General features: G+C 44.5%; 22 protein-coding genes and 1 tRNA gene. 8 read left to right on the forward strand and 15 right to left on the reverse strand.

The window, feature by feature from the left end:
• Nucleotide 1: 1 nt before the first annotated feature.
• The 6 genes from ureG to D1B31_RS21270 are packed head-to-tail and all read right to left on the reverse strand — an operon-like array spanning nt 2 to nt 4147.
• On the reverse strand, nt 2–613 hold the full coding sequence (ureG, locus tag D1B31_RS21245; RefSeq protein ID WP_118924247.1) for an urease accessory protein UreG: 612 nt from the start codon (nt 611–613) through the stop codon (nt 2–4).
• Between the two features lie 34 nt (nt 614–647).
• A complete protein-coding gene (locus D1B31_RS21250; RefSeq protein WP_118924250.1) occupies nt 648–1334 on the reverse strand; it encodes an urease accessory protein UreF in 687 nt (228 codons plus the stop codon).
• Nucleotides 1327–1782 carry an urease accessory protein UreE gene (ureE, locus tag D1B31_RS21255; RefSeq protein WP_118924252.1) on the reverse strand — a complete coding sequence of 152 codons (456 nt, stop codon included), beginning with the start codon at nt 1780–1782 and terminating at the stop codon, nt 1327–1329. Before ureE ends, D1B31_RS21250 begins: the two co-directional genes overlap by 8 nt.
• A gap of 10 nt (nt 1783–1792) precedes the next feature.
• The gene (gene ureC, locus D1B31_RS21260) at nt 1793–3508 is read right to left on the reverse strand and encodes an urease subunit alpha (protein ID WP_118924254.1); all 1716 of its coding nucleotides are present in this window, start codon (nt 3506–3508) and stop codon (nt 1793–1795) included.
• Complete coding sequence (locus D1B31_RS21265) at nt 3505–3828, reverse strand: urease subunit beta (protein WP_118924256.1); 324 nt, start codon at nt 3826–3828, stop codon at nt 3505–3507. Before D1B31_RS21265 ends, ureC begins: the two co-directional genes overlap by 4 nt.
• Nucleotides 3829–3844: 16 nt before the next feature.
• Nucleotides 3845–4147 (reverse strand): urease subunit gamma, encoded by a 303-nt coding sequence (locus D1B31_RS21270; protein WP_118924258.1) that lies wholly within the window; start codon nt 4145–4147, stop codon nt 3845–3847.
• Nucleotides 4148–4611: 464 nt separating this feature from the next.
• Here D1B31_RS21270 and nikR point away from each other — a divergent pair, with 464 nt between their 5' ends.
• The 8 genes from nikR (at nt 4612) to D1B31_RS21310 (ending at nt 12879) form a co-directional block, all read left to right on the forward strand.
• Nucleotides 4612–5031, forward strand: coding sequence for a nickel-responsive transcriptional regulator NikR (gene nikR / locus D1B31_RS21275; RefSeq protein WP_118924260.1), 420 nt, complete (start codon nt 4612–4614; stop codon nt 5029–5031).
• 41 nt (nt 5032–5072) lie between these two features.
• A complete protein-coding gene (locus D1B31_RS21280) occupies nt 5073–6698 on the forward strand; it encodes an ABC transporter substrate-binding protein (RefSeq protein ID WP_118924262.1) in 1626 nt (541 codons plus the stop codon).
• 44 nt (nt 6699–6742) lie between these two features.
• On the forward strand, nt 6743–7687 hold the full coding sequence (locus tag D1B31_RS21285; protein WP_118924304.1) for an ABC transporter permease: 945 nt from the start codon (nt 6743–6745) through the stop codon (nt 7685–7687).
• The gene (locus D1B31_RS21290) at nt 7684–8532 is read left to right on the forward strand and encodes an ABC transporter permease (RefSeq protein ID WP_118924264.1); all 849 of its coding nucleotides are present in this window, start codon (nt 7684–7686) and stop codon (nt 8530–8532) included. The genes D1B31_RS21285 and D1B31_RS21290 overlap by 4 nt, the downstream gene beginning before the upstream one ends.
• Before the next feature lie 72 nt (nt 8533–8604).
• The gene (locus D1B31_RS21295; protein WP_118924266.1) at nt 8605–9528 is read left to right on the forward strand and encodes an ABC transporter ATP-binding protein; all 924 of its coding nucleotides are present in this window, start codon (nt 8605–8607) and stop codon (nt 9526–9528) included.
• A complete protein-coding gene (locus D1B31_RS21300) occupies nt 9518–10114 on the forward strand; it encodes an ABC transporter ATP-binding protein (RefSeq protein ID WP_118924268.1) in 597 nt (198 codons plus the stop codon). The genes D1B31_RS21295 and D1B31_RS21300 overlap by 11 nt, the downstream gene beginning before the upstream one ends.
• Before the next feature lie 615 nt (nt 10115–10729).
• A complete protein-coding gene (locus tag D1B31_RS24495; protein ID WP_118924270.1) occupies nt 10730–10942 on the forward strand; it encodes a hypothetical protein in 213 nt (70 codons plus the stop codon).
• A 32-nt stretch (nt 10943–10974) separates the two neighbouring features.
• Nucleotides 10975–12879, forward strand: a complete 1905-nt coding sequence (locus D1B31_RS21310) for an alkaline phosphatase family protein (RefSeq protein ID WP_118924272.1) — start codon at nt 10975–10977, stop codon at nt 12877–12879.
• Between the two features lie 279 nt (nt 12880–13158).
• Here the strand turns inward: D1B31_RS21310 and D1B31_RS21315 are convergent, their stop codons facing one another.
• The 9 genes from D1B31_RS21315 to ligA all read right to left on the reverse strand — a co-directional run bounded on the left by D1B31_RS21315 (nt 13159) and on the right by ligA (nt 23028).
• Complete coding sequence (locus tag D1B31_RS21315) at nt 13159–14001, reverse strand: carbonic anhydrase (protein ID WP_118924274.1); 843 nt, start codon at nt 13999–14001, stop codon at nt 13159–13161.
• Nucleotides 14002–14426: 425 nt separating this feature from the next.
• Nucleotides 14427–14500 (reverse strand) — tRNA-Pro (locus D1B31_RS21320).
• Nucleotides 14501–14859: 359 nt separating this feature from the next.
• Nucleotides 14860–16287, reverse strand: coding sequence for an Asp-tRNA(Asn)/Glu-tRNA(Gln) amidotransferase subunit GatB (gene gatB, locus D1B31_RS21325; protein ID WP_118924276.1), 1428 nt, complete (start codon nt 16285–16287; stop codon nt 14860–14862).
• A gap of 15 nt (nt 16288–16302) precedes the next feature.
• The gene (gene gatA, locus D1B31_RS21330; protein WP_118924278.1) at nt 16303–17748 is read right to left on the reverse strand and encodes an Asp-tRNA(Asn)/Glu-tRNA(Gln) amidotransferase subunit GatA; all 1446 of its coding nucleotides are present in this window, start codon (nt 17746–17748) and stop codon (nt 16303–16305) included.
• Between the two features lie 11 nt (nt 17749–17759).
• Nucleotides 17760–18053, reverse strand: coding sequence for an Asp-tRNA(Asn)/Glu-tRNA(Gln) amidotransferase subunit GatC (gatC, locus tag D1B31_RS21335; protein ID WP_118924280.1), 294 nt, complete (start codon nt 18051–18053; stop codon nt 17760–17762).
• A 189-nt stretch (nt 18054–18242) separates the two neighbouring features.
• Entirely contained in the window at nt 18243–19067 is an 825-nt protein-coding gene (locus D1B31_RS21340; protein WP_118924282.1) for a VanW family protein, read from the reverse strand.
• A 128-nt stretch (nt 19068–19195) separates the two neighbouring features.
• The gene (locus tag D1B31_RS21345; protein WP_240035378.1) at nt 19196–19645 is read right to left on the reverse strand and encodes a YueI family protein; all 450 of its coding nucleotides are present in this window, start codon (nt 19643–19645) and stop codon (nt 19196–19198) included.
• Between the two features lie 198 nt (nt 19646–19843).
• Nucleotides 19844–21007, reverse strand: coding sequence for a CamS family sex pheromone protein (locus D1B31_RS21350; protein WP_118924286.1), 1164 nt, complete (start codon nt 21005–21007; stop codon nt 19844–19846).
• A 17-nt stretch (nt 21008–21024) separates the two neighbouring features.
• The gene (gene ligA, locus D1B31_RS21355) at nt 21025–23028 is read right to left on the reverse strand and encodes an NAD-dependent DNA ligase LigA (RefSeq protein ID WP_118924288.1); all 2004 of its coding nucleotides are present in this window, start codon (nt 23026–23028) and stop codon (nt 21025–21027) included.
• Nucleotides 23029–23059 lie beyond the last annotated feature (31 nt).

Here is a 23059-nt window from a genome sequence, read left to right on the forward strand (position 1 = left end):
GTTATTCCAATCCTTTTAATAAAGCATGTTTCCTAATCCAGTCAATGACTTCATCAAGGCCTTCCTCATTTTTTAAGTTTGTGAAGACAAATGGTTTATCCCCGCGGAATACCTTCGTGTCCTTCTCCATTACTTCAAGGCTGGCGCCTACATGAGGAGCGAGGTCCGTCTTATTAATGATGAATAAATCAGATTTAATCATACCTTGGCCGCCCTTGCGGGGAATCTTTTCGCCTTGTGCCACATCAATGATATAGATGGAAAAATCAACGAGCTCTGGACTGAACGTCGCGGCGAGATTGTCGCCGCCACTTTCCACAAAGATAATTTCCACATCAGGGTGGCGCTCAATTAGCTCATCAATAGCGGCGAAATTCATCGATGCATCTTCGCGAATGGCTGTATGAGGACAGCCCCCTGTTTCCACTCCAATGATGCGATCATCGGGGAGAACCCCGTTTTCCATTAAAAACTTCGCATCTTCTTTTGTGTAGATATCATTTGTGACAACCGCCATTTTTATTTCATCTTTCAAATGCCGTGTCAATTTCTCCACAAGCATTGTCTTCCCGGCGCCAACAGGGCCTCCAACCCCAATTTTAATTGGTTCCATTGAAACACTTCCTTTACTCATTCTTTATTAAAAATCAAGACATGAAAATACGGACATTGACCCGTTCATGTTTCATTTGAGATAATTCCAAACCTGGTGACACAATTCCAAAATCATCTTCGCTCAGCGTCAGTATTTTTTCAACGGCCTTTGCCAAGTCTGACATAAAATGATGTGTGATCAGTTGGCCTGCTGTTTGGCCTAAGGGAATTGCGCGTACCCCATTTTGTACCAGGCTGGAAATAGTAGAATACAAATAGTAGAGTGCTGTATTTGCTTTTGTTACTCCGAGACCATGAGCGACCATTGTAAAAACAATCGAAGGGTGGCCGAATGCATTTTTCCTCTTCAGTTCTTCTCTGTAATTGGCGAGAATCGGGAAGCCGAATAACGATTCGGCTATTTTAAGCATACGACTCCCGATCATTTGGGTTCCTTCTCTTGTTTCCCTCGGTAAGTTTTGAACGGTTAGCAGGCGGTCCAACTCCCATATTCGCTCAAAATCTTCATTTGACAGGGCCTCATAGACGAGCCTGCAGGCGAGCCCATCTGTATAGATGAGCTGCTCATGCAAATACACCTGCAGCCACTGATAAAACGTTTCTTGGTCCATCACAAGGTTATCCTGAATATAACTTTCCAAACCAAACGAGTGGCTGAAGGCGCCCGTTGGAAAGTTTGAATCGCATAGCTGGAATAACGAAAGGGTGTTTTTATCCATGACTGTGTCCTATATGACGAAATGCCTGCTTTACTTTCCGGTCTTCCCGTTTAAAAGGAATTCCAAGCTCCTGTAGTAGTTCTTCTACTAAGTAGTCATATTGAACAAGCATATCGTTTTCTTCAAACTGCGCAGGCAGATGCCGGTTTCCCAGCTGGTGTGCGATTGTCCCCATTTCGTTCATGTTTCTGGGGCTGATCACGAGAAGGTCATCGGAAAGCACGTCAATGACAATCATATTTTTATCGTCCAAATACAGCACATCGCCGGCTAAAAGATCGCGCGGCTCTTTCAAACGGATTCCCAGTTCATTTCCATGATCTGTTTTTATCCGCTGGATTCTTTTTACCAAGTCGGCACTCTCAAGGTAGACCTTCTCAACATGACGCTTGCTAATTTCTTCTTGATCCATGTCTCCTATATTTCCGACAATCTTTTCAATAATCAATTCCTTCACCTCAGAATAGGAAATAACGCTGTCCCATTGGAACAGTATCAACAGGCTCACATGTCAAAAGCTCTCCATTGACACGCACCTCATATGTTTGTGGATCCACCGTAATTTCGGGTGTTTCTGAATTTAGTTTCATATCTTTCTTAGTTAGCTTCCGAATTCCGCCAACAGGGAGAATAATCTTTTCAAGACCAAGCTTTTCATGAACTCGATCATCATAAGCCGCTTGAGAAATGAACGTAACCGAGCTCTTTGATAAAGCTTTTCCAAACTGCGCATACATTGGACGGTAAATATATGGTTGCGGAGTTGGAATCGAAGCATTTGCATCTCCCATTAATGCTTTTACAGCAAGTCCATTTTTAAGAATCATTTCAGGCTTTACTCCAAAAAACTTCGGAGCCCAAAGGACAAGGTCGGCCATTTTCCCGACTTCAATTGAACCGACATGATCGGAAATTCCATGCGTAATCGCAGGATTAATCGTATATTTTGCAATATAGCGCTTGGCACGGTTGTTATCCGCATATTGAGTATCTCCCTGGAGAAGGCCTCTTTGTTTTTTCATTTTGTCTGCTACTTGCCAAGTGCGCAAGACAACCTCTCCAACACGGCCCATTGCCTGTGAATCAGAGCTGACCATGCTGAATACACCCATATCTTGAAGTATGTCTTCAGCAGCAATTGTTTCTCTCCTAATTCTGGAGTCAGCAAAAGCAATGTCTTCTGGAACAGAAGGATTTAAGTTATGGCAAACCATTACCATATCGAGATGTTCGTCAATTGTGTTTACGGTATAAGGAAGGGTAGGGTTTGTTGATGAAGGAAGAATATTTAAATATCCCGCTGACTTGATAAGGTCGGGAGCGTGTCCGCCGCCTGCACCTTCCGTATGATACATGTGAAGAACTCTGCCTTTCACCGCAGCCATTGTATGCTCCATAAAGCCATTTTCGTTCAATGTATCCGCGTGGAGGGCGACTTGAATATCATATTTGTCAGCTGCACGTAGTGCGTAATCGAGGGCTGAAGCAGTAGCACCCCAATCTTCGTGCACTTTGAGGCCAATCACACCAGCTTTTATCTGTTCGGCTAAAGGTTCGATTGCAGCAGAACTTCCTTTTCCTGTAAAACCAATGTTGATAGGAAGGCCTTCTGCCGCCATTAACATACGGTGAATATTCCATTCACCAGGAGTGACCGTCGTTGCACGTGATCCGGTTGCCGGCCCAGTACCTCCTCCGATTAATGTTGTCGTTCCTGCCGCTAGAGCCAATTGAATTTGATCAGGATTCATAAAGTGAACATGCGTATCAATGGCACCGGCGGTAACAATAAAGCCTTCTCCGGCAATAACCTCTGTTGCAGCCCCAATGACAATATCGACATTATCAGTAATGAGCGGGTTACCGGCTTTTCCAATTGCAGCTATCTTCCCGTCCCTAATCCCAATATCCGCTTTATAAATCCCGGTGTAATCCAGAATCACCGCATTCGTAATAACTGTATCCACTACACCATCTTTTTCGCGGGTAGCAAGTGGATGTTGACCCATACCATCTCGAATGACTTTCCCACCGCCAAAAATCACTTCTTCCCCATACTGGGTATAGTCCTTTTCTATTTGAATAAATAAGTCCGTATCAGCAAGGCGGACAGAGTCACCTGTTGTTGGTCCGAACATTTCAGTATATTGTTTTCTGGACATGTTAAAACTCATGAGTCATCCCTACTTTCTAATGAGCCATCTACTTTATTGTTAAACCCGTACACCCGGCGTTCCCCCGCAAATTTTATTAATTGGATTTCCTTTTCATCGCCAGGTTCAAAGCGAACCGCGGCACCTGCAGGAATGTTTAACCGTTTCCCATAGGCTTCTTCCCTATTAAATTTAAGCGCAGGGTTCACTTCATAGAAATGATAGTGTGAACCGATTTGTATAGGGCGGTCACCAGTGTTGATAACGGAAATAGTAAATACTTCTCGGCCTTCATTACAAATAATATCTTCTTCTCGTAAAATGTATTCACCTGGCAACATTCGCGTTCCCTCCTGTTTATCGTATCGGACTATGGACAGTTACTAACTTTGTCCCATCTGGAAAAGTGGCTTCAACCTGAATATCATTAATCATTTCAGGAATCCCTTCCATAACATCTTCCCGAGATAAAATCGTAGCTCCATACTCCATCAGCTCGGCAACAGTTTTCCCGTCCCTTGCTCCTTCCAATACTTCATAGGTAATAAGGGCTACAGCTTCCGGATGATTTAATTTTAAACCTCTTTCCTTCCGGCGCTTTGCAAGATCGGCAGCAACGACGATCATGAGCTTATCAATTTCCCTTGGCAATAAATGCATTCATTAAACCTCCTTTAATCTTCCAAGTAAAAAACCCCATTATTGGGGAAAGCGGGGCCTTTATTGACAAAGTAAAAAACCATTATCTATAGTGCCCCAAAAAGCACTCAAATAACCGCCACTAGAGCATTTTAGCATAGAAAAAAATCAAGGTGAAACATAACGCAATGAGTGAAGCAAGGGGACGGTTCCATTGCTTCATTCGGGAGGCAAAATAGTTAAGACGACCACTAAGGAATAGAAAAAATGTGAATCTGATAAAAATTTATTCGTCCAAGCCAACAAATTTTGACAAAAATTTTTTCACTCACCAGTTAGCATAAAGGTTGAATATTTACAGTAAGGATATTAGTATTTAATAGTCCTTTTTAATGTACCCCACCCCCGCTTTGCCTTCATGTGTTACTTCTGTTAAAAAACGTGCCACCAAAACCTGTGCAATAGGAATCATCTAGGAGGAAACGATGGAAGAATCAACGTTAAAACGCTTTGGGATCTCAATGGAGGGTCATTTGCTGCGACAGTTTGACCATTTAGTTAAACAAAGAGGGTATGAAAATCGCTCTGAAGCCATTCGTGATCTAGTCCGTGATGCGCTTATCCAACATTCTTGGGAAAAGGATAATCAAATTGTGGCCGGAAGCATCTTACTATTTTATGACCATCACAAAAGAAATTTAGTAGAAGAACTCACCAAAGCCCAACATGATATGCACGATATTATCATGTCCACTACCCATTTCCATCTTGATCATACAAATTGCCTTGAGCTCATTATCGTAAAGGGAAAAGCGAAGGACATCCAGCTGCTCAGTCATAAACTAACTAGCTTAAAAGGTGTGCAGTATGGAAAATTCACAGTCGCTCCAGTAGGAAATATTTAATTCGAAATTTTTAAAAGTTCACTCATGAATGAGGTGGTTTTTTGAAAAGAAAAAAAGTTGGAATCATTGTTTCCGCACTTCTCGTTTTATCATTTGTTCTAGCAGGCTGCAATCAGTCAAACCCGAAAGTAACGAGTACAAAAAATAGTTCAGAGAACGATAAGAAAAAAGATGAGCTCGTCTTGGCCTTTGGATCCGAGCCTGAAACAGGATTTGACCCAACAACAGGTTGGGGCCGTTATGGGTCACCTCTATTCCAAAGTACATTGCTAAAGAGAGATGACAAGCTTACTATTGTGAATGATTTAGCAAAAGGTTATGAAGTGAGTGAAGATGGTATTGTTTGGACAGTATCCATACGAGATGATGTGAAATTCTCAGATGGCAAGCCCCTGACAGCGGAGGATGTCGTTTTTACCTTTGAGACGGCTGGAAAAAGCGGCTCTGTTGTAGATTTGAATGTTTTGGAAAAAATCGAAGCAATCGATGCTTACAAAGTAAAATTCACACTAAAAGAGCCGCAATCCACATTTATCAATACTTTAATCGGCACAGGAATTATTCCAAAACATGCATACGGCGCAAACTATGCTGAAAATCCTATCGGTTCTGGCCCCTTTCAACTCGTTCAGTGGGACAAAGGGCAACAGCTCATCATAAAGGCTAATCCCGATTACTATGGCAAGCAGCCTTATTTCAAAAAAATCACCTTCTTATTTTTAAGCGAAGATGCCTCTTTTGCTGCTGCTCAGGCTGGCGTGACTGATCTTGCTTCTATACCAGCCGCGTTCAGCAAACAGAAAGTCTCTGGTATGAAGCTAGAGTCCATTGAAACAGTCGATAACCGGGGAATTGTTTTCCCATTTGCAAAATCCGGAAAATTCACGAAAGACGGTTATCCAATTGGAAATGATGTGACAGCTGATCCGGCTATTCGCCATGCAATCAATATGGCTGTAGATCGACAGTCACTTGTTGATGGAGTGCTAGAAGGACATGGCACACCAGCCTATACTTCAGTGGATGGACTTCCGTGGTGGAACCCGGATACAGTCATAAAAGACGGTGACGTAGAAGGGGCCCGGAAACTTTTAAAAGAAGCTGGCTGGAAAGATCATAACGGAGATGGAGTTCTTGAAAAAGAATCCCTAAAAGCGGAATTCACTCTCTATTACCCAGCGAACGATGCAATTAGGCAATCACTGGCCATTTCTGTTGCCGATATGATGAAACCGTTAGGCATTCATATTAAATTAGAAGGCGCAAGCTGGGATGTGATAGAAAAGAACATGTATTCCAATGCCGTTCTTCTAGGCTGGGGAAGCCACGACCCTCACGAAATGGTGAATATTTATAGCAGCAAAAACGCTGGAATAGAGTTCTATAACACTGGTTTTTATCAAAATAAAACGGTAGATGGGTACTTTGAAAAGGCTCTTCGCGCTACAAATGAAAAAGATGCAATTGAATACTGGAAAAAAGCACAATGGGATGGAAATACGGGTTTAAGTGCAAGAGGTGACGCACCGTGGGCATGGTTAGTCAATATTAATCACTTGTATTTAGTGAAAGAAGGATTGGATTTCGGAGAACAAAGAATACATGTACATGGTCACGGCTGGCCGGCAACAGATAACATTGCCGAATGGAAGTGGACGGAAGAATAGTGGCTAAAAAACTAGGAAAATTCTTCATTCTAAAAGGATTAAGGATGGTGACACTGCTAATCGCCATCTGCTTTATTTCCTTTCTCTTAATTAAAAATTCTCCGATTGACCCTATTCAAGCTTATATAGGTGCTGATATGTTGAAGGTAGGCCCCGAGCAGCGTGAAATCATCGCAAAACATTGGGGCCTTGATCAGCCTTTAATAATGCAATTCTTTCATTGGGCATCTTCCTTGTTAAGGGGGGATTTAGGCACTTCCATGATGTTTCGCCGCCCCGTGGCTGACATTATTAGTGAACGTTTCTTTCATTCCCTGGCTCTCATGTTAACAGCCTGGACCTTATCCGGAATCATTGGATTTTTCATGGGCGTGATTGCTGCAATGAAAAGGGGTACGTGGATCGATCGTTTGATCAAATGGTACTGCTATACACTAGCCTCAACTCCAACCTTTTGGATGGGGCTTCTCTTTCTTATCGTCTTTGCTGTATGGCTAGGGTGGTTTCCGATTGGAATGGGTGTTCCAGCAGGAGTTCTTGCCGAGAATGTAACATTGTCCGATAAAATCAAGCATCTTATCCTTCCTGCACTCACACTGAGTGTCATTGGGGTTGCAAATATTGCGATGCATACAAGACAGAAACTGATTGATATCCTAGCAAGTGATTATATTTTATTCGCAAAAGCGAGAGGTGAACAAGGCTTCATCTTATTTTGGAGACATGGATTACGGAATGTGGCCTTACCGGCGATTACCTTACAATTTGCGGCTTTTAGTGAATTATTTGGCGGAGCTGTGCTAGCCGAGCAAGTCTTTTCTTATCCAGGCTTGGGACAGGCTACGGTAGAGGCTGGTCTACGAGGGGATGTTCCTCTTTTGTTGGGATTAGTCATATTTAGTACACTATTTGTTTTTGCCGGAAATTTACTGGCTGATTTCATTTACATGATTTTAGATCCGCGGTTGAGAGAGGGGCGCTCAATATGAATTATCGTCTTGTTCAACGATTCTCTCTAAATAAAAGGCAAAGGACATTCCTATCCATTCTGTTTTCCTTTATTTTTTTATTCGTTGTCATTTTAGGAAGCTATCTATTGGATGAAGGAAGAATTGCTACCAATCTTCAAAATAGAAATTCGCCTCCTTCTCTAGCTCATTTGTTTGGCACGGATTGGTTAGGAAGAGATATGTTCACGAGAACAATCATGGGGCTTTCATTAAGTATATGGGTTGGCTTGATTGGAGCAATTGGCAGTGCTTCCATCGCTTTACTCCTGGGTATGGCGGCAGCAACAATGGGAAAAGCAGCGGATGTCATCATTTCATGGCTCATTGATCTTTTCTTAAGTGTGCCTCACCTTGTCACCCTTATCTTGATTGCTTTTACATTAGGAGGCGGATTTAAAGGCATTGTCATTGGACTTGCCTTAACCCATTGGCCAAGCTTAGCTCGCGTTATTCGGGCAGAGGTGCTGCAAGTTCGTTCGGCAGAATTTGTGCAAGTGTCTCGCAACATGGGTAGATCCCAATTGTGGATTGCGATGCATCATATTCTGCCTCATATTTTGCCTCAAGCTTTAATTGGTTTTATGCTCATGTTTCCCCATGTTATTTTACATGAAGCGGCCGTAACATTTTTAGGGTTAGGGATGTCTCCTCATGAACCCGCAATCGGCATTATTCTATCGGAATCGATGAAGTATTTATCTTCAGGTATGTGGTGGCTTGCCTTTTTCCCTGGGCTTTGCCTGCTGTTGATTGTGAGGACATTTGATTTCATTGGAGAAAATTTGACAATGCTTATTGATCCAGTTAGAGCTCATGATTCATAAGCTTACTAACGTTTATTTTTATTCAGCAAAATCTGGGCGCAAAGACGCATTGATTAGTAGAGGGGTTGAGAAATGCCTATTCTTGATGTAGAGAATTTATCAGTTTCTTTCAAACAATACGCAACTGGACTTAAACAAGTCCATCATCAAGTGATATCAAATTTAAGCATTTCGCTGGAGGCGGGTGAAATCCTTGCTGTCGTAGGAGCGAGCGGATCGGGGAAGAGTCTGCTGGCACATGCCATTCTGGGCATCCTTCCGAGCAACGCAAGGACGAGCGGCACCATTAAATATGCGGGTGAAATCCTTACTTCCAAACGGCAAAAGGCATTAAGAGGGAAAGAAATTGCGATTGTTCCGCAATCGGTAAACTTTCTGGATCCGCTTATGCGCGTCGGGAAACAAGTCCGCACGTCTGTCAAAAGCGGGGATGCGGCGGCACTCCAGCGAGAGGTATTCGGGCGTTTTCACTTAAAAAAAGAAGTTGAAACTATGTATCCTTTTCAGCTTTCCGGCGGGATGGCACGGAGAGTGCTTCTCTCGACCGCCATGGTAAGCGGAGCAAAAGTCATTATTGCGGACGAGCCTACCCCAGGCCTCGATCCCGTTGTGATAAAGGAAGCTTTAAATAATATTCGAGAGTTCGCCGACAATGGGTGCGCGGTGTTGTTTATTACACATGATATCGAATCTGCTCTTAAAATTGCGGATAAAATTGCTGTTTTTTATGCAGGCACTACCGTAGAAATTGCTCCGGTAGAAAATTTTAAGGGGCAGGGTGAGGCGCTCAGACATCCTTACACGAAGGCATTGTGGAGAGCGCTGCCTCAAAACGATTTTATCCCGATTCCGGGCTCACAGCCACATCCAACTGAATTGCCAACAGGATGTTTGTTCGCGCCTCGTTGTCCCCTGGCAACTTCTGAATGTCAAGAAGTGCTGCCGGATATGAGGTTTTTGAGAAACGGGATGGTGAGGTGTATCCATGCAAATTGAGGCAAAAGGAATCGGATTCCGGTATGGAAATGGACCGATGCTGTTTCAAGGGGTGGATTTAACCTTACATCCAGGTGAAATCATTGGGATTACCGGACCTAGCGGGCGCGGGAAAACAACCTTTTGCAGGATATTGGCTGGTTTCGAACAGGCTGTAGAGGGAACCGTATTGTTTGATGGAAAGCCATTGAAAAAAAACGGCTATCATCCTGTTCAGTTGATCTTTCAGCATCCAGAAAAAGCAGTGAATCCTCGCTGGAAAATGAGGAAAACGCTTTATGAAGGATGGCAGCCTGATCAAGAACTGCTAGATTTATTAGGCATTAAACAAGAATGGTTAGGGCGCTGGCCGAATGAATTATCCGGCGGAGAGCTGCAGCGATTTTGTGTTGCCCGGGCGTTGGGACCAAACACCCGCTTTCTTATTGCGGATGAAATGACAACAATGCTTGATGCCATTACACAAGCCCAAATATGGCATGCCGTACTGGAAATCGCCAAGAAACGAAACATGGGAATCGTCGTTGTCAGCCATGAAGCAAAGCTGATTGAAAGACTTTGTAATCGAGTGATTCAATTCGGATAAATGCTTAAAACAAAAGCCCAGTTTAAAGCCCATGGATGCTGAAATTTAGCATTCATGGGCTTTATTATTTTTTTGAAAAAACTTTAACCGATCAGCCGTATGAAATAAGCCCGCACCCCTGTTAGCGCCATTGACACTTTAAAAAAGCATCTGATGAAATTCTTCTACTTTGTTTCTCTGCTGCAATTAGCGGGGATATACAAGTAATAGCATACGAAGGACCGTTCCCCCATAGAGGGCATCTTTTCCTGCTCTTTCCTCTGGTGCTCCATGTAATTGAAGGCTCTAATATGGAAGCACCAGAAACGCTCGATGACTGGGATTCGTGCCAAAGTCACGTCGAAAAGCAATTCGTTTGGCGCGTAAGACGGCGATTTGAGCCAAAGTCTCGGTGAAAAGCGGTTCATTTGGCGCGCAAGGCAGCGATTCGAGCCAAAGTCTCGGTGAAAAGCGGTTCATTTGGCGCGCATGGCAGCGATTCGAGCCAAAGTCTCGGTGAAAGGCGGTTTGATTGGCGCGCAAGACGGCGATTCGAGCCAAAGTCTCGGTGAAAGGCGGTTTGATTGGCGCGCAAAGCTGAGATTCGAGCCAAAGTCTCGGTGAAAAGCGGTTTGATTGGCGCGCAAGACGGCGATTCGAGCCAAAGTCTCGGTGAAAGGCGGTTCGTTTGGCGCGCAAGACGGCGATTCGAGCCAAAGTCTCGGTGAAAGGCGGTTTGATTGGCGCGCAAAGCTGAGATTCGCGACAGTGATTTTGCATTATGCGGGTTTGTTGTCGCACATGGCGGTTCTACTAAAATTTAAGCAGCCGTTTTTTTTCAAAAGTTAAGTAATTAAGTTAACAGCAGGTGGTTGATCATATTGAAACGAAAAGTGTCTTTATTTATTATTCTTTTTCTCTCCTTTCCCTCAATTGCTTGGGGGGGTACACCAAATCATTCGACTGATATGGTGATTTCGTTTGATGGTATGCGACATGACTTTTTAGAAGAGTATATGGAACAAGAACAGATGCCCCACTTTAAAGAGGTGGCGGGCAGAGGCAAAACAGCTAACAATATCCGTACCATTTTTCCCTCTTTAACTTCGGCTTCCCATGCCGCAATCGCAACCGGTGCCGCACCGGATGCGACTGGTATGGTAAGCAATGAGCTCCATAAGCCCGATAAAAAGTTGACCGGTAGCAAAAGTGCCTTCTATTCTGGGCTGGATGTTGAACCAATCTGGTCGGTCGCCCGCAATGAAGGAAAGAAAACGGCTACCATCCTTTTTCCAGGTTCTAACCCTAAATACGGTAACAAAGCGGATTATTCGATTTATTATGGGAAGACATTGGCTGAAAGTGACTTCATTTCGCTTGAGTTTAAAAAAATCACGAATGACCGTCATTCAGCTGTTTTCCCTTTAAAAATAAGGAAAGACCATAATCGGAAGGTGTATGTTATAGCAGACAAGCAGGGAAAGTTTACCCTTTCTTTTGATAAAGGCATGCAAGATAAAGAAAAAGTTAGCCTTGATGAGTGGGGATCTCTTTCATATCTAAGCGAAGATGGAGAAATGGCGGGGTTTGCTTTTAAAATTAAAGCGACAAAACCTGATCTTTCCGATGCAAAATTGTATCGGACAGCCGTATCTTCAGGAGTTGTCAAAGGTCCCAAACATTTTAAGGAAGATATCTATAAGCATTTTGGGTATTTTCCAGTTCAAGATGATGATAAGGCTTTGGATAAAAAGTGGATAACAAGAAAAGAGTATGAGGAAATTAGCACAAGGTTTGCACAGTGGACCACTGATGTTTCCCTGTATATAAAAAAGAAGTACAAACCAGATCTACTATTTTTCTATTATCCGCAAATTGATCATGAGTCTCATAAATACCTGCTTTCCGATCCAAGGCAGCCAGGATATACTAGCGAAAAATCCAGACAATATTTAAGCTACATTCGCTGGTCCTACAAATTAGCTGACGAAATGCTTGGCCAGGTTTTAGAAGAAACGAATCAGGAAGATCGTCTCTTCTTAGTGTCTGATCACGGAATGGAGCCCGTTCATTCACGGCTTTCCCCAAACGAAGAGTTGGAGAAAAAAGGGCTCCTCGTAAAATACGACAACGGGAAAATAAATAAGAAAAAATCCAAAGTTTTCGCCGTAGCTAGTGGATCCATATCACACGTTTATATCAATTTAAAAGGCCGGGAAGAAAACGGTATAGTGGATCATGACCAGTATGACCATATCCAAAAAGAAATTGCTGCAATTTTCAATGGAATCGAAGTGAAAGAAAAGAAGATTCCGCTATCCACCTTCTTCTCAATCGCCAAAACCCAACTGAAGGATGAGAATGAAAATCTCCCTGGTTCGTTTAATAGTTTGACAGAAACAGCGAAAATGGCCTTATTCAACAAAAAAATTCGTCCTTATGACAAAGTCATTCTAAATGGCAGCGATAATCGTAATAAAAAGGGGGAAATCGATCATCCGAATGCCGGTGATATCATTCTCGTCGCAAAAAAAGGATATTATATGGCACAAGGTGATGGCAATGAGGTAATGGAACCTAGGGATTTAGGGAATCATGGCGGCAATCCTTCAAGAAAAGAGCTGCGCCCCGTATTTTTGGCCGTTGGAAAAGGGATAAAGAAGGGAACGATCAACGCGAAAATTAGTACGCTGGATATTGCCCCGACCCTGTATAAACTAAACGGCATAGAGCCTCCCGATTTCGTAGAAGGTAAACCTATCGTAGAACTGACAGAAGATGCTTGAGTTTAGAAGAGTGATTGATGAAAAAGTAGAAAAAAGGCAACATGTATCTTACTTCCTCATCATACCCATTAGCGTTTTCTTCTCTTTTCTCAAAATTAACCCCAAGTGTCACATGACCTTGGGGTTAATAAGTTATCAAAATTGTTTACTCCACATTTAAGGAAGTATACATAGATATTCACAGTCATTTGTCCACCAAATAACCTTAGCGTAAAGGTTAGTGATGGCAGTTTTTGATTTAAGGCCCATATACGCCTAAATGCCTTGAACGGAGCACTTTTAGCTCTCCTTAATGATTTCTCGTTCATTTAGAGGCTGAACAGGACGCTGATTATTAGGGAAAATTTGCTGAAATGCTTGAATTTGTTTCTTTGACATTTCAATCGGCTGTTCGAAAACAATCCAGTCCACTTCTTCTGAACAAGGTGGTGTCGTTAATGAACCTTTGTAATTAAAAAACGTTTGATTTGAAGGGAGCAATGTTTGCAAATCAACAGATTCTTTAATGGCGATTTCTTTTTCCGTTTCACTCTTCGGCATTTTATCCCAAATAGCTGCCAATGCTTCATTTGCTTTTCCTTCTTGAATCATTACGCCAAGGACGGCAAGCTTTCCGTTCGCATCCTGGTGTACAAGATGCAGTTCCATATCAAATGTTTGACTATTGAATTCATGCTCGCTAGGTGTATGAAAATGGAATTGAGCAAGTTTGTATTCTTTTCCCTCAACTAGAATGCTGTTGCTTTCGGTTTTTGGATTAGCCTGTATAGTATGACCGGTATTGACGATCGAAAAGTGCGTCGGCTTATATTGGACTTCAATGTTTTCTAGTTTATCAGTTGTTTTCACTTTAGACGATTCAATATTGATTGGTGATTGCTCGTTGCCTCTCGTACAAGCTGAATATGAAGAATCCAATTCCCCCCAATGCTCAGGTCCTGTTTCTTCTTCGTAAGACCATTGAGCAGTGGATGGTTCATTTCCCTTTGTTTCTTCATTTTGTTTTGTCTCAGTTACTTCTTCTTTTTTTGGTTTCGTTGTGTCCTTCTGCTGTTCTGAGCAAGCTCCCAGCAAAAAGCTTAACGACAAAATTAATAATGGATACAAAAAACTCTTTTTCATTTGTGATAAATCCCCTTCTTTCTTATTTTTTCTATCTCACGCACACACAATACAATACTAAAATAATAAAAAAACTCAATACAAAAGGGCTTGAATTCCTCAATACAGTTACTTAGCACTATACGTTACAAGTAAAAACGGGTGGATTTATGATTATTCACTTAGTGCTTAAGGTCTGTTTTTATTTTTGAAGTATATTGTTGTTTCATGTGAAACTGCAAGGTTGCCCACTAAAGAAAACATATAATTCAAAAATTGCGCTTAGCATCTCAGTGAACTTTCATGTTTTTATAAAGTTTATCTTATTTTAGAAATACTAAAGAAAATTCAGGATTTTCTAGGTTCTAAAGGCAGCGGTGCTGATTACTAAACAAAAAAGCGCTCAACCCATTCTTATGAATGAGTTGAGCGCTTCTTCTTTCAAATCGGGATAACAGGATTCGAACCTGCGACCCCTAGCACCCCATGCTAGTGCTCTACCAAGCTGAGCTACATCCCGAAATATAAAATGCATCCTAATCTTTTATTGCATCTGTGTCCCCGACTCAGGAAGCTTAGACAATTTACCGAATTAGGAGGGGGCTAAATTACCCACTCTAATTATAACTTTCTACCTAACTAATTTCCATCTCCGTGATTCCGAAGTTCCGACACCTCACGACAAACTCAAATTCAATCAAACGTTTGATTGAATTTCCCCAAAGAAGGGCCAGGCAAAGCTAAATCTGAAAATACATGCGCAAAAATTGCCGTAAGCTGTCTGCCCTGCTTTTACAAAAATGCGACAATCGTTCAAAATAAACAGCCGGCAGGAACATAACTCCCTGCCGGCTTGATTCTTGATAAATGACCTTAAGGTTATCTTTTCTTAATTTCCTCAGCCAATATTTTATTCACTAGCTGTGGATTCGCCTGGCCTTTTGTCGCCTTCATAATCTGGCCGACAAGGTAGCCGGTTGCTTTGCTTTTGCCACCTTTGAAGTCCTCGATAGACTGAGGATTGGCATCAAGCGTTTCGTTGACGATTTTCAACAGCGCGCCTTCATCGGAAATCTGGACGAGCCCTTTTTCTTTTACAACCTGCTCGGCATCGCCGCCGTTCTCAATCAATTCCTTGAACACAGTCTTGGCGATTTTCGAGGAAATTGTTCCGTTCTCAATCAGCTTAATCATGCCAGTCAGGTTATCCGGTGTAAGCTTCGTATCATGAAGTTCCTTCTGCTCAGCCTTCAAGTAAGCGGAAACCTCACCCATCAGCCAGTTGGAAGCCTGTTTCGCATCCACTCCGGACGCCACGGACGCCTCGAAGAAATCAGCCATTTCTTTCGTCGCTGTCAGGACTTTTGCATCATACTCCGGCAATCCTAGTTCCGAAACATACCTTTCAATCCGCTGATCCGGAAGTTCAGGAATCTCCGCGCGGATTCTTGCCATCCACTCCTCGTCAATGATGACATCGAGCAAATCTGGCTCAGGGAAGTAACGGTAATCGTCCGAACCTTCTTTTACACGCATGAGCAGTGTTTCTCCAGTCGCTTCATCATAGCGGCGGGTTTCTTGTTGGATCTCCCCGCCCGCACTGACAATTTCACGCTGGCGCTTTTCTTCAAATTCAAGCCCTCTGCGGACAAAATTGAACGAGTTCAGGTTTTTTAACTCAGTCTTCGTACCGAACTCTTTCTGACCAACTGGGCGAATTGAGATGTTCGCGTCACAGCGGAGTGAGCCTTCCTCCATTTTGACATCGGAAACGCCTGTATAAAGAATAATCGACTTCAGCTTCTCAAGATACGCATACGCCTCATCAGGAGTACGGATGTCCGGCTCTGAAACAATTTCGACGAGCGGCGAGCCCTGACGGTTATAGTCTACCAATGATGCACCCTTCACGTGGGTGAGCTTCCCGGCATCTTCCTCAAGATGCAGCCTAGTAATGCCGATTCTTTTCTTGTAGCCGTTCACTTCAATGTCAACCCAACCGTTTTCCCCAATCGGTCGATCGAGCTGGGAAATCTGAAATGCTTTCGGGTTGTCCGGATAAAAGTAGTTCTTCCGATCAAAACTCGTGACAGGCGCGATTTCACAGTTCAGCGCCATCGCCGCCTTGATTGCATACTCGACCGCTTGTTTGTTCAGTACCGGCAATACACCGGGATAGGCAAGGTCGATGACAGATGTATTCGCGTTCGGTTCGGCACCGAAGTGGTTCGGGCTGTCGGAAAAAATCTTTGATTCTGTTTTCAATTCAACATGGACTTCAAGCCCAATGACTGTTTCAAAATTCATATTGCATCTCCCTTCCTATAGCGCCGGCCGCTGTTTATGATAATCTGTTGCCTGCTCAAACGCATAGGCGGCTTTATAAATCGACTCCTCGTCAAAATGCCTGCCAATCATTTGGAGGCCGAGTGGCAGTCCGTTATCAAATCCGCATGGCAGAGACAAAGCAGGCACCCCGGCCAGGTTAACTGGAATGGTCAGAATGTCGTTCGCGTACATAGTCAACGGATCATCGACCTTTTCACCGATTTTGAACGCAGGGGTCGGAGCTGTTGGACCTACGATAAGATCATACTTTTCAAATATGTCGTCAAAGTCTTTTTTAATCAGCGTCCGGACCTTTTGCGCCTTTTTATAATACGCATCGTAATAACCGGAGCTAAGTGAGAATGTCCCAAGCATGATCCGGCGCTTTACTTCATCCCCGAAGCCTTCCGCGCGCGTTTTTTTGTACAAGTCAATCAAGTCTTCAGCATTTTCAGACCTGTAGCCGTAGCGGATCCCATCGAAGCGGGCCAGGTTCGTCGATGCTTCAGAGGAAGATAGCAAGTAATAAGCAGACAGAGCGTATTTTGAATGCGGCAATGAAACCTCATCAATGACCGCTCCCTGCTTCTCAAGCACCTCAAGCGCGGCTTTCACGGAATTTCTTGCCGCTTCGCCTACACCCTCACCTAAGTATTCTTTCGGGACACCGATCCGCATGCCTTTTATCTCGCCTGTCAGGCCTTTTGCAAAATCAGGCACTTCTACATTGGCGGAAGTTGAATCCATCGGATCTAGACCGCAAATCGCCTGCAAAAGGTGGGCGTTATCTTCAACGTTTCTCGTAATCGGCCCAATTTGGTCGAGTGAGGACGCAAAGGCTACCAAGCCATAGCGCGATATACGCCCGTATGTAGGCTTCATGCCGACGACGCCGCAATAAGCAGCCGGCTGGCGAATTGAGCCGCCTGTATCGGAGCCAAGCGTGAATATTACTTCCCCAGCAGCGACAGCAGCCGCGGAACCGCCCGAAGAACCGCCAGGTACCCGTTCTAAATTCCACGGATTGCGCGTTACCTGGTAGAATGAAGTCTCGTTGGATGAACCCATCGCGAACTCATCCATGTTCAGCTTCCCAATTGTAATCATCTTTGCCTGGTCCAGCTTGTCTATGACGGTCGCGTTGTAAATGGGATCAAAGTTCTCAAGGATCTTACTCGCACACGTCGTTTTCAGACCCTTTGTGACGATGTTATCCTTTATCCCTATCGGTATTCCCGATAAAATGGTGGCTGGCCCTTTGGACTCAAGCTCTTTCGCTTTCTGGCGGGCGTTCTCCTCATCAAGTGTGAGGAACGCCTTTACGCTGCCATCCACCTCGCCAATCCTTTTAAATGACTCTTCAACAAGATCAAGTGAGGAGACTTCTTTCTTTTGCAAAAGTTTATGTAAATCTTTCAGTGACTGTTCATATAAGCTCACATACGTTCCTCCTATTCGCCTAAAATAGACGGCACACGGAAATAGCCATCTTCGTGGTCAGGTGCATTCTTCAGGACCTCTTCTCGCGGGAGGCCTTTCCCCGCCTTGTCTTCCCTCAGCACATTCGTCATCGGCAATACATGCGAAGTCGGCTCAACGCCTTCCGTGTCCAGTTCATTTAATTGCTCAGCGAACCCAATAAATTCAGCAAGCTGCTGGGCGAATTTTTCAGCCTCATCCGGGCTGATTTCCAATCGCGCCAAGTGCGCAACATGCTGCACCTGTTCAAGTGAAATCCTTGACATTCCTATTCCTCCCGTACAAACCATAATACTATAGATAATAACAGAAAATTCTTGTGGATAGCAATGGAAGGAGGTGTTAACAAGGAGCATAGGTAGAAATTTCCCCCTTGGTGCAACAAAAACAGTTATGAGACCAATAGAAGCAAAATATAAAAACACCCGCCCTAAAGAGGGCGGATGCCTATTACCTTATTTCACAGACTGCTGTTCAAGCAGCGGCTCATACATCATAATTGCATTGTTTTCGGTAATGAACTCCTCTTGGACGAGTTTATGCTGTCGGTTGTAGACTTTGCGCCATAGTTCATTGTGGCGGATGTAGCCGCCCCAGTAAGCCGGCGTGAAGCTGTGTTCCTTTTCGCAGACGCGGTACGAATACAGCTGCGGTTCCTCACAGCGCCATTCCCCAATTAACTGAGAATCAGTCAGACGGACATGGAGCTGGTACGGCACATTTGTCTCGTTTTTAATCTGAAGATCCAAATAGTTGTACGAGCAGGTGGCCCCGCTTCCGAACGGCTGCGTCCGGTTCGAGTCGGGAAATACATCAAAGCTGTGGCGGTGCCTTTCTGTCACGGTCAGCGGCGTATGGAGCGCCATCCAGTAAATAAGGTTGGACAGCTGGCAGAGTCCCCCGCCAACGCCTTTCGTGAATTTTCCATAATGAAGCACCATCCCCTCAACATACCCTTTTGCCTTTGTAGGGTTTCCGATCAGCTTCCAATAAGAGAACGTTTCTCCCGGCTGGATAATGATGCCATCCAGCCGTTTGGTCGCCAGCTTGAGGTTTTTTATTTTATTATATTGATACGACATCTCGACTCCCTGCAATTGGCGCATTAGTGGAGTCTGGTGGCTGAATGCCGAATAAGGCAAAAGAACCCTTTGCCGTGTCTTAGCATATCTCTTTGCGTTTACCAGCCATTCAAAGTACCGTTTCCAAGTGAAAAAAACTTTTCCTGCCTTAATCCTGAGCGGTGAGCGATCCTTTGGCCGTAAAGCAACCGTGTTCATAACAATTGGCTCCTTTTTTGTATGCTATTCCATATCGTAATCGGTTTTGGAAAAAAAAGATAGAGGCAATTTTTATAAAATGAAAAAAAGGGCTCCGGCTACTGCCGGAGTCCCCACTGTTACCTCATTCACTTCCTGAACCAACCAGTCAGCTTCGCAAAAAAACCTTTCTTTTCCGCGGCAGGTCCTTCATCCTCAGCCGCTTCGCTGTCCTCTTTAAGATAAATTTCCTCTCTGTCAACCGCATACTGACAGGCGAGCACAAGGCCGAGTTCCGAATCATGCTCCTTGTTTGTCACAATTGTGTATTCAATATTGTGCTCATTCGCCATCCGAAGATACTTTGAAAATTCCTCGTACGACATATGGCCATTCATGAATAATTGGGCGTCTGGATATTCCTTCATTAGCTGCTCCACTTCAGGAAAGGTGCCAGGTTCGTAAACCTGCATTTTCGTTAGCGCGATTAAGACCCGCTCCCGAAATGTTCCCAGATATCGCCGCCTTTCCTCGGGTCTCAATTCCTTTTGCCCATGGATGCCCTGTTGCAATATTTCATCAACTGATGGTTTTGGCACGTCCATCCCCCGTTCTTTTTAGTATTTATCTATGATTATTCCCCGTTTTATGTGCAAAAGACCCTTTTGTGGGCACGCGACATTGATTTGGAAAAATTAGACTCCGTTGTCGCGCAAGCCCTTGATTCGAGCCGCTCTTTTAAAAAGTATAGTAAACGCACAGAAAAAGCGGCCAGCAATCGCCAACCGCTTTTCTATTTAATAAATATGCACAAACGGTTCATCCTGATCGGCTTTACGGACAATGAGTGACTCTGGTCCGTTGACGGAAGTGATGCTTACAGACACGGCGATGTATTTAGGAAAATGCTCCATGACCAGGCCGGTTACATATTGGGTGAAGCCGATTCCTTCTGCCTTACCGTAAAACTGAATTGGAATCTGGATGTTCAATTCCTTCAGCTGCCCTTCAACATAGTGCGCTTTTCCGACCACACCGTTAAAGTTCGGGAAGTACTTCTCGACGTCTTGCTTGAAGTTATCAAACGCGACTACATCCTCGCGGTATTTCTCCCTGGCTTCTCGCGACGGGAACAGATAGTACTTTTCATTTACCTTCTCCCATTTGTCAATAGTAGCTCCCTGGTTTACCGTTGTATAAGCAAAAAAGCTCCCCGGGACGACAGATTCATTGCTTTCCTGTTCGAACAGGGCGATTGTAATCGGAACATTCCTTAGTTCATCCGTGGCACGGAGACGCTTCAAAACTTCTTGGGCAATCTTTTTCCCTTCGGCCTCAAGGACTCTCCGTTCAATCGGAACCTTATAGACATCTCCGTATTGCACTTTCCTATAATAATGGACCGAATTCAATGCGAGGCCGATCGCGACCCCGGCCAGTTTGACGCTGTCTTTTTCGCCCTTGATCAAGTAATCCTGCTCAAGGATGTGGGCCAAGTAAATTGGGCCTTTTTCATTTCTAGCTTCAATATCACCCGCACCCTCGTCAACAGGATTGAGGCCCACGTTGTCCCCTTCTTCCATCTTTTTTTCCGCAAGTTGTTTTTTCGTTAACTTGCGGCTGAGCCAGGCTTCTACGGTTCCTTTTCTCAGCACTTGCCCTTCACGAAATACATATTTATCGGGATCAAATGTATTTTGGGCAATGCGCATCAGGCCCATCTCAAACTCATTGATATCATAGCGTGTATTCAAGTTATTGACTGTGAGCCCGCGCGCCTCGCTCGGTACGAATGGCAGGACTGTCCGGTAATATTTATTTGAAATTTGGTATTTCGGTATAATCGCCTTTTCCTTAGTTTTATCGGTACGGTCGACGACCTCCTCCTGCTTTTGAAAGTTTGGCGCGCACGCACCAAGCAGAAGGGATAAGGAAAGAAGCGCGACTGTTAGCTTTCTCACGTTTCCTGCACCTCTTATTATTCGATTTCCTCAAGCAGCCTCTCTTCATCCCATATTTCAATGCCAAGCTCCTGGGCTTTCGTAAGCTTAGAGCCAGCATCTTCCCCGGCAATGACGATATCTGTCTTTTTGCTGACACTGCCGGCAACATTCGCGCCGAGAGCCTCAAGCTTTTCTTTTGCTTCATTCCGGGACAGTTTTTCCATTTTGCCAGTCAGGACGACTGTTTTTCCGGCAAAAATAGAATCGGCTGCAGCAGCCGCGGCCCTGCTCGGCCCTTTATACTTCATATTCAGTCCGGCAGCCTTTAATTCCGCAATCAGTTCTTGCACCTCTTCTTGCTCAAAAAAAGTCACAATCGAGCTGGCCATTTTTTCCCCTATTTCATTAATGGACGTCAAATCAGCCTCGGTTGCCGCAGCTAACCTATCCATTGTTTCAAGTTCTTGGGCTAGCGTCCTGGCCGCCTTTTCCCCAACATGGCGGATGCCTAGGCCAAACAATAACCGTTCGAGTGAATTATCTTTGGATCTCTCAATCGCGTTCAGCAAGTTGCTTACGCTCTTCTCACCCATTCGTTCCAGTGCGAGCAGCTCTTCGGCAGTCAGTTTATAAATATCTGCGACATCTTTTACAAGTTTATGGGCAAAAAGCTGGGCAATGACTTTTTCACCAAGGCCGTCGATATTCATCGCATTTCTGGAGACAAAGTGGATCAGGCCTTCACGGATTTGAGCCGGGCATTTCGGATTCAGGCACCTTAAGGCCACTTCACCCTCTAATCGGACTAGGTCACTTTCGCATTCCGGGCAATGGTCAGGCATACTAAAATCCTGCTCGTTTCCTGTCCGCTGATCGGGAAGGACATTGACAACCTCCGGGATAATGTCGCCAGCTTTTTTCACTACAACCTTATCCCCTATCTTTATATCCTTTTCCTTGATGAGATCTTCGTTATGGAGGGAGGCGCGCTGCACGGTTGTACCGGCTACCCTGACAGGCTCAAGAATGGCCGTCGGTGTGACAACCCCCGTCCTTCCAACACTCAATTCAATATCCAAAAGGGTGGTGACAACTTCTTCAGCCGGGAATTTGTAGGCAACCGCCCAGCGCGGGCTTCTTGCTGTTGTCCCAAGCTGCTCCTGCTGCTCAAGTGAATCCACCTTGATGACAATGCCGTCAATATCATAATCAAGATTCGGACGCCGCTCAACCCAGCCATTTACATAGTCAATTACTTCTTCGATCGTTGAACACTTGCGTCTTTCATTATTCGTTTTAAAGCCAAGCCTATCCATATAATCCAGTGCTTCGCTGTGTGAATCAATATCAAGATCGGCTGCATCAGCCATTCCATAAAGGAAAATATCAAGGTTTCTAGAAGCGGCGATGCTTGTATCAAGCTGGCGGAGCGATCCAGCGGCCGCATTCCGCGGATTCGCGAACGGTTCCTCGTCGCGTTCTTCCTTTAATTTATTAAGATTTTCAAAAGACCGCTTCGGCATAAACGCTTCGCCGCGTACTTCCAGGGAGACATTTTCCCTTAGCCTGAGCGGAATCGATTTAATTGTCCGGAGGTTGGCTGTAATATCCTCGCCGGTCGTCCCGTCACCACGCGTTGCCCCGAGTGCGAACCGCCCGTCTTCATACGTTAGCGAAACAGCCAGTCCGTCAATCTTCAACTCACACACATACTCGACGGACTCACCCGCCCCCTGGCGGACCCGCCTGTCGAAATCGCGAAGGTCATCTTCATTAAATGCGTTGCCAAGGCTGAGCATCGGGCTTTTGTGCCTTACTTTCTCGAACATATCAAGTACGGCCCCGCCAACTCTTACTGTCGGGGAATCCGGTGTCCGAAATTGGGGATATTGTTCCTCGAGCTCAATCAATTCGCGCAGAAGCCGGTCATATTCAGCATCCGGGACGGACGGTTTGTCTAGAACATAATATTCGTATCCATATTGATGCAGCAGAGTCTGCAGCTCCTTGGTTTTTGTTTCGGCTGTATGCAGGTCCATCCATCAATCCCTCTTTTCGCAAAAAATACTG

Origin of the sequence: Neobacillus notoginsengisoli (genome assembly GCF_003515685.1) — a bacterium.
Classification (GTDB): domain Bacteria; phylum Bacillota; class Bacilli; order Bacillales; family Cytobacillaceae; genus Bacillus_D; species Bacillus_D notoginsengisoli.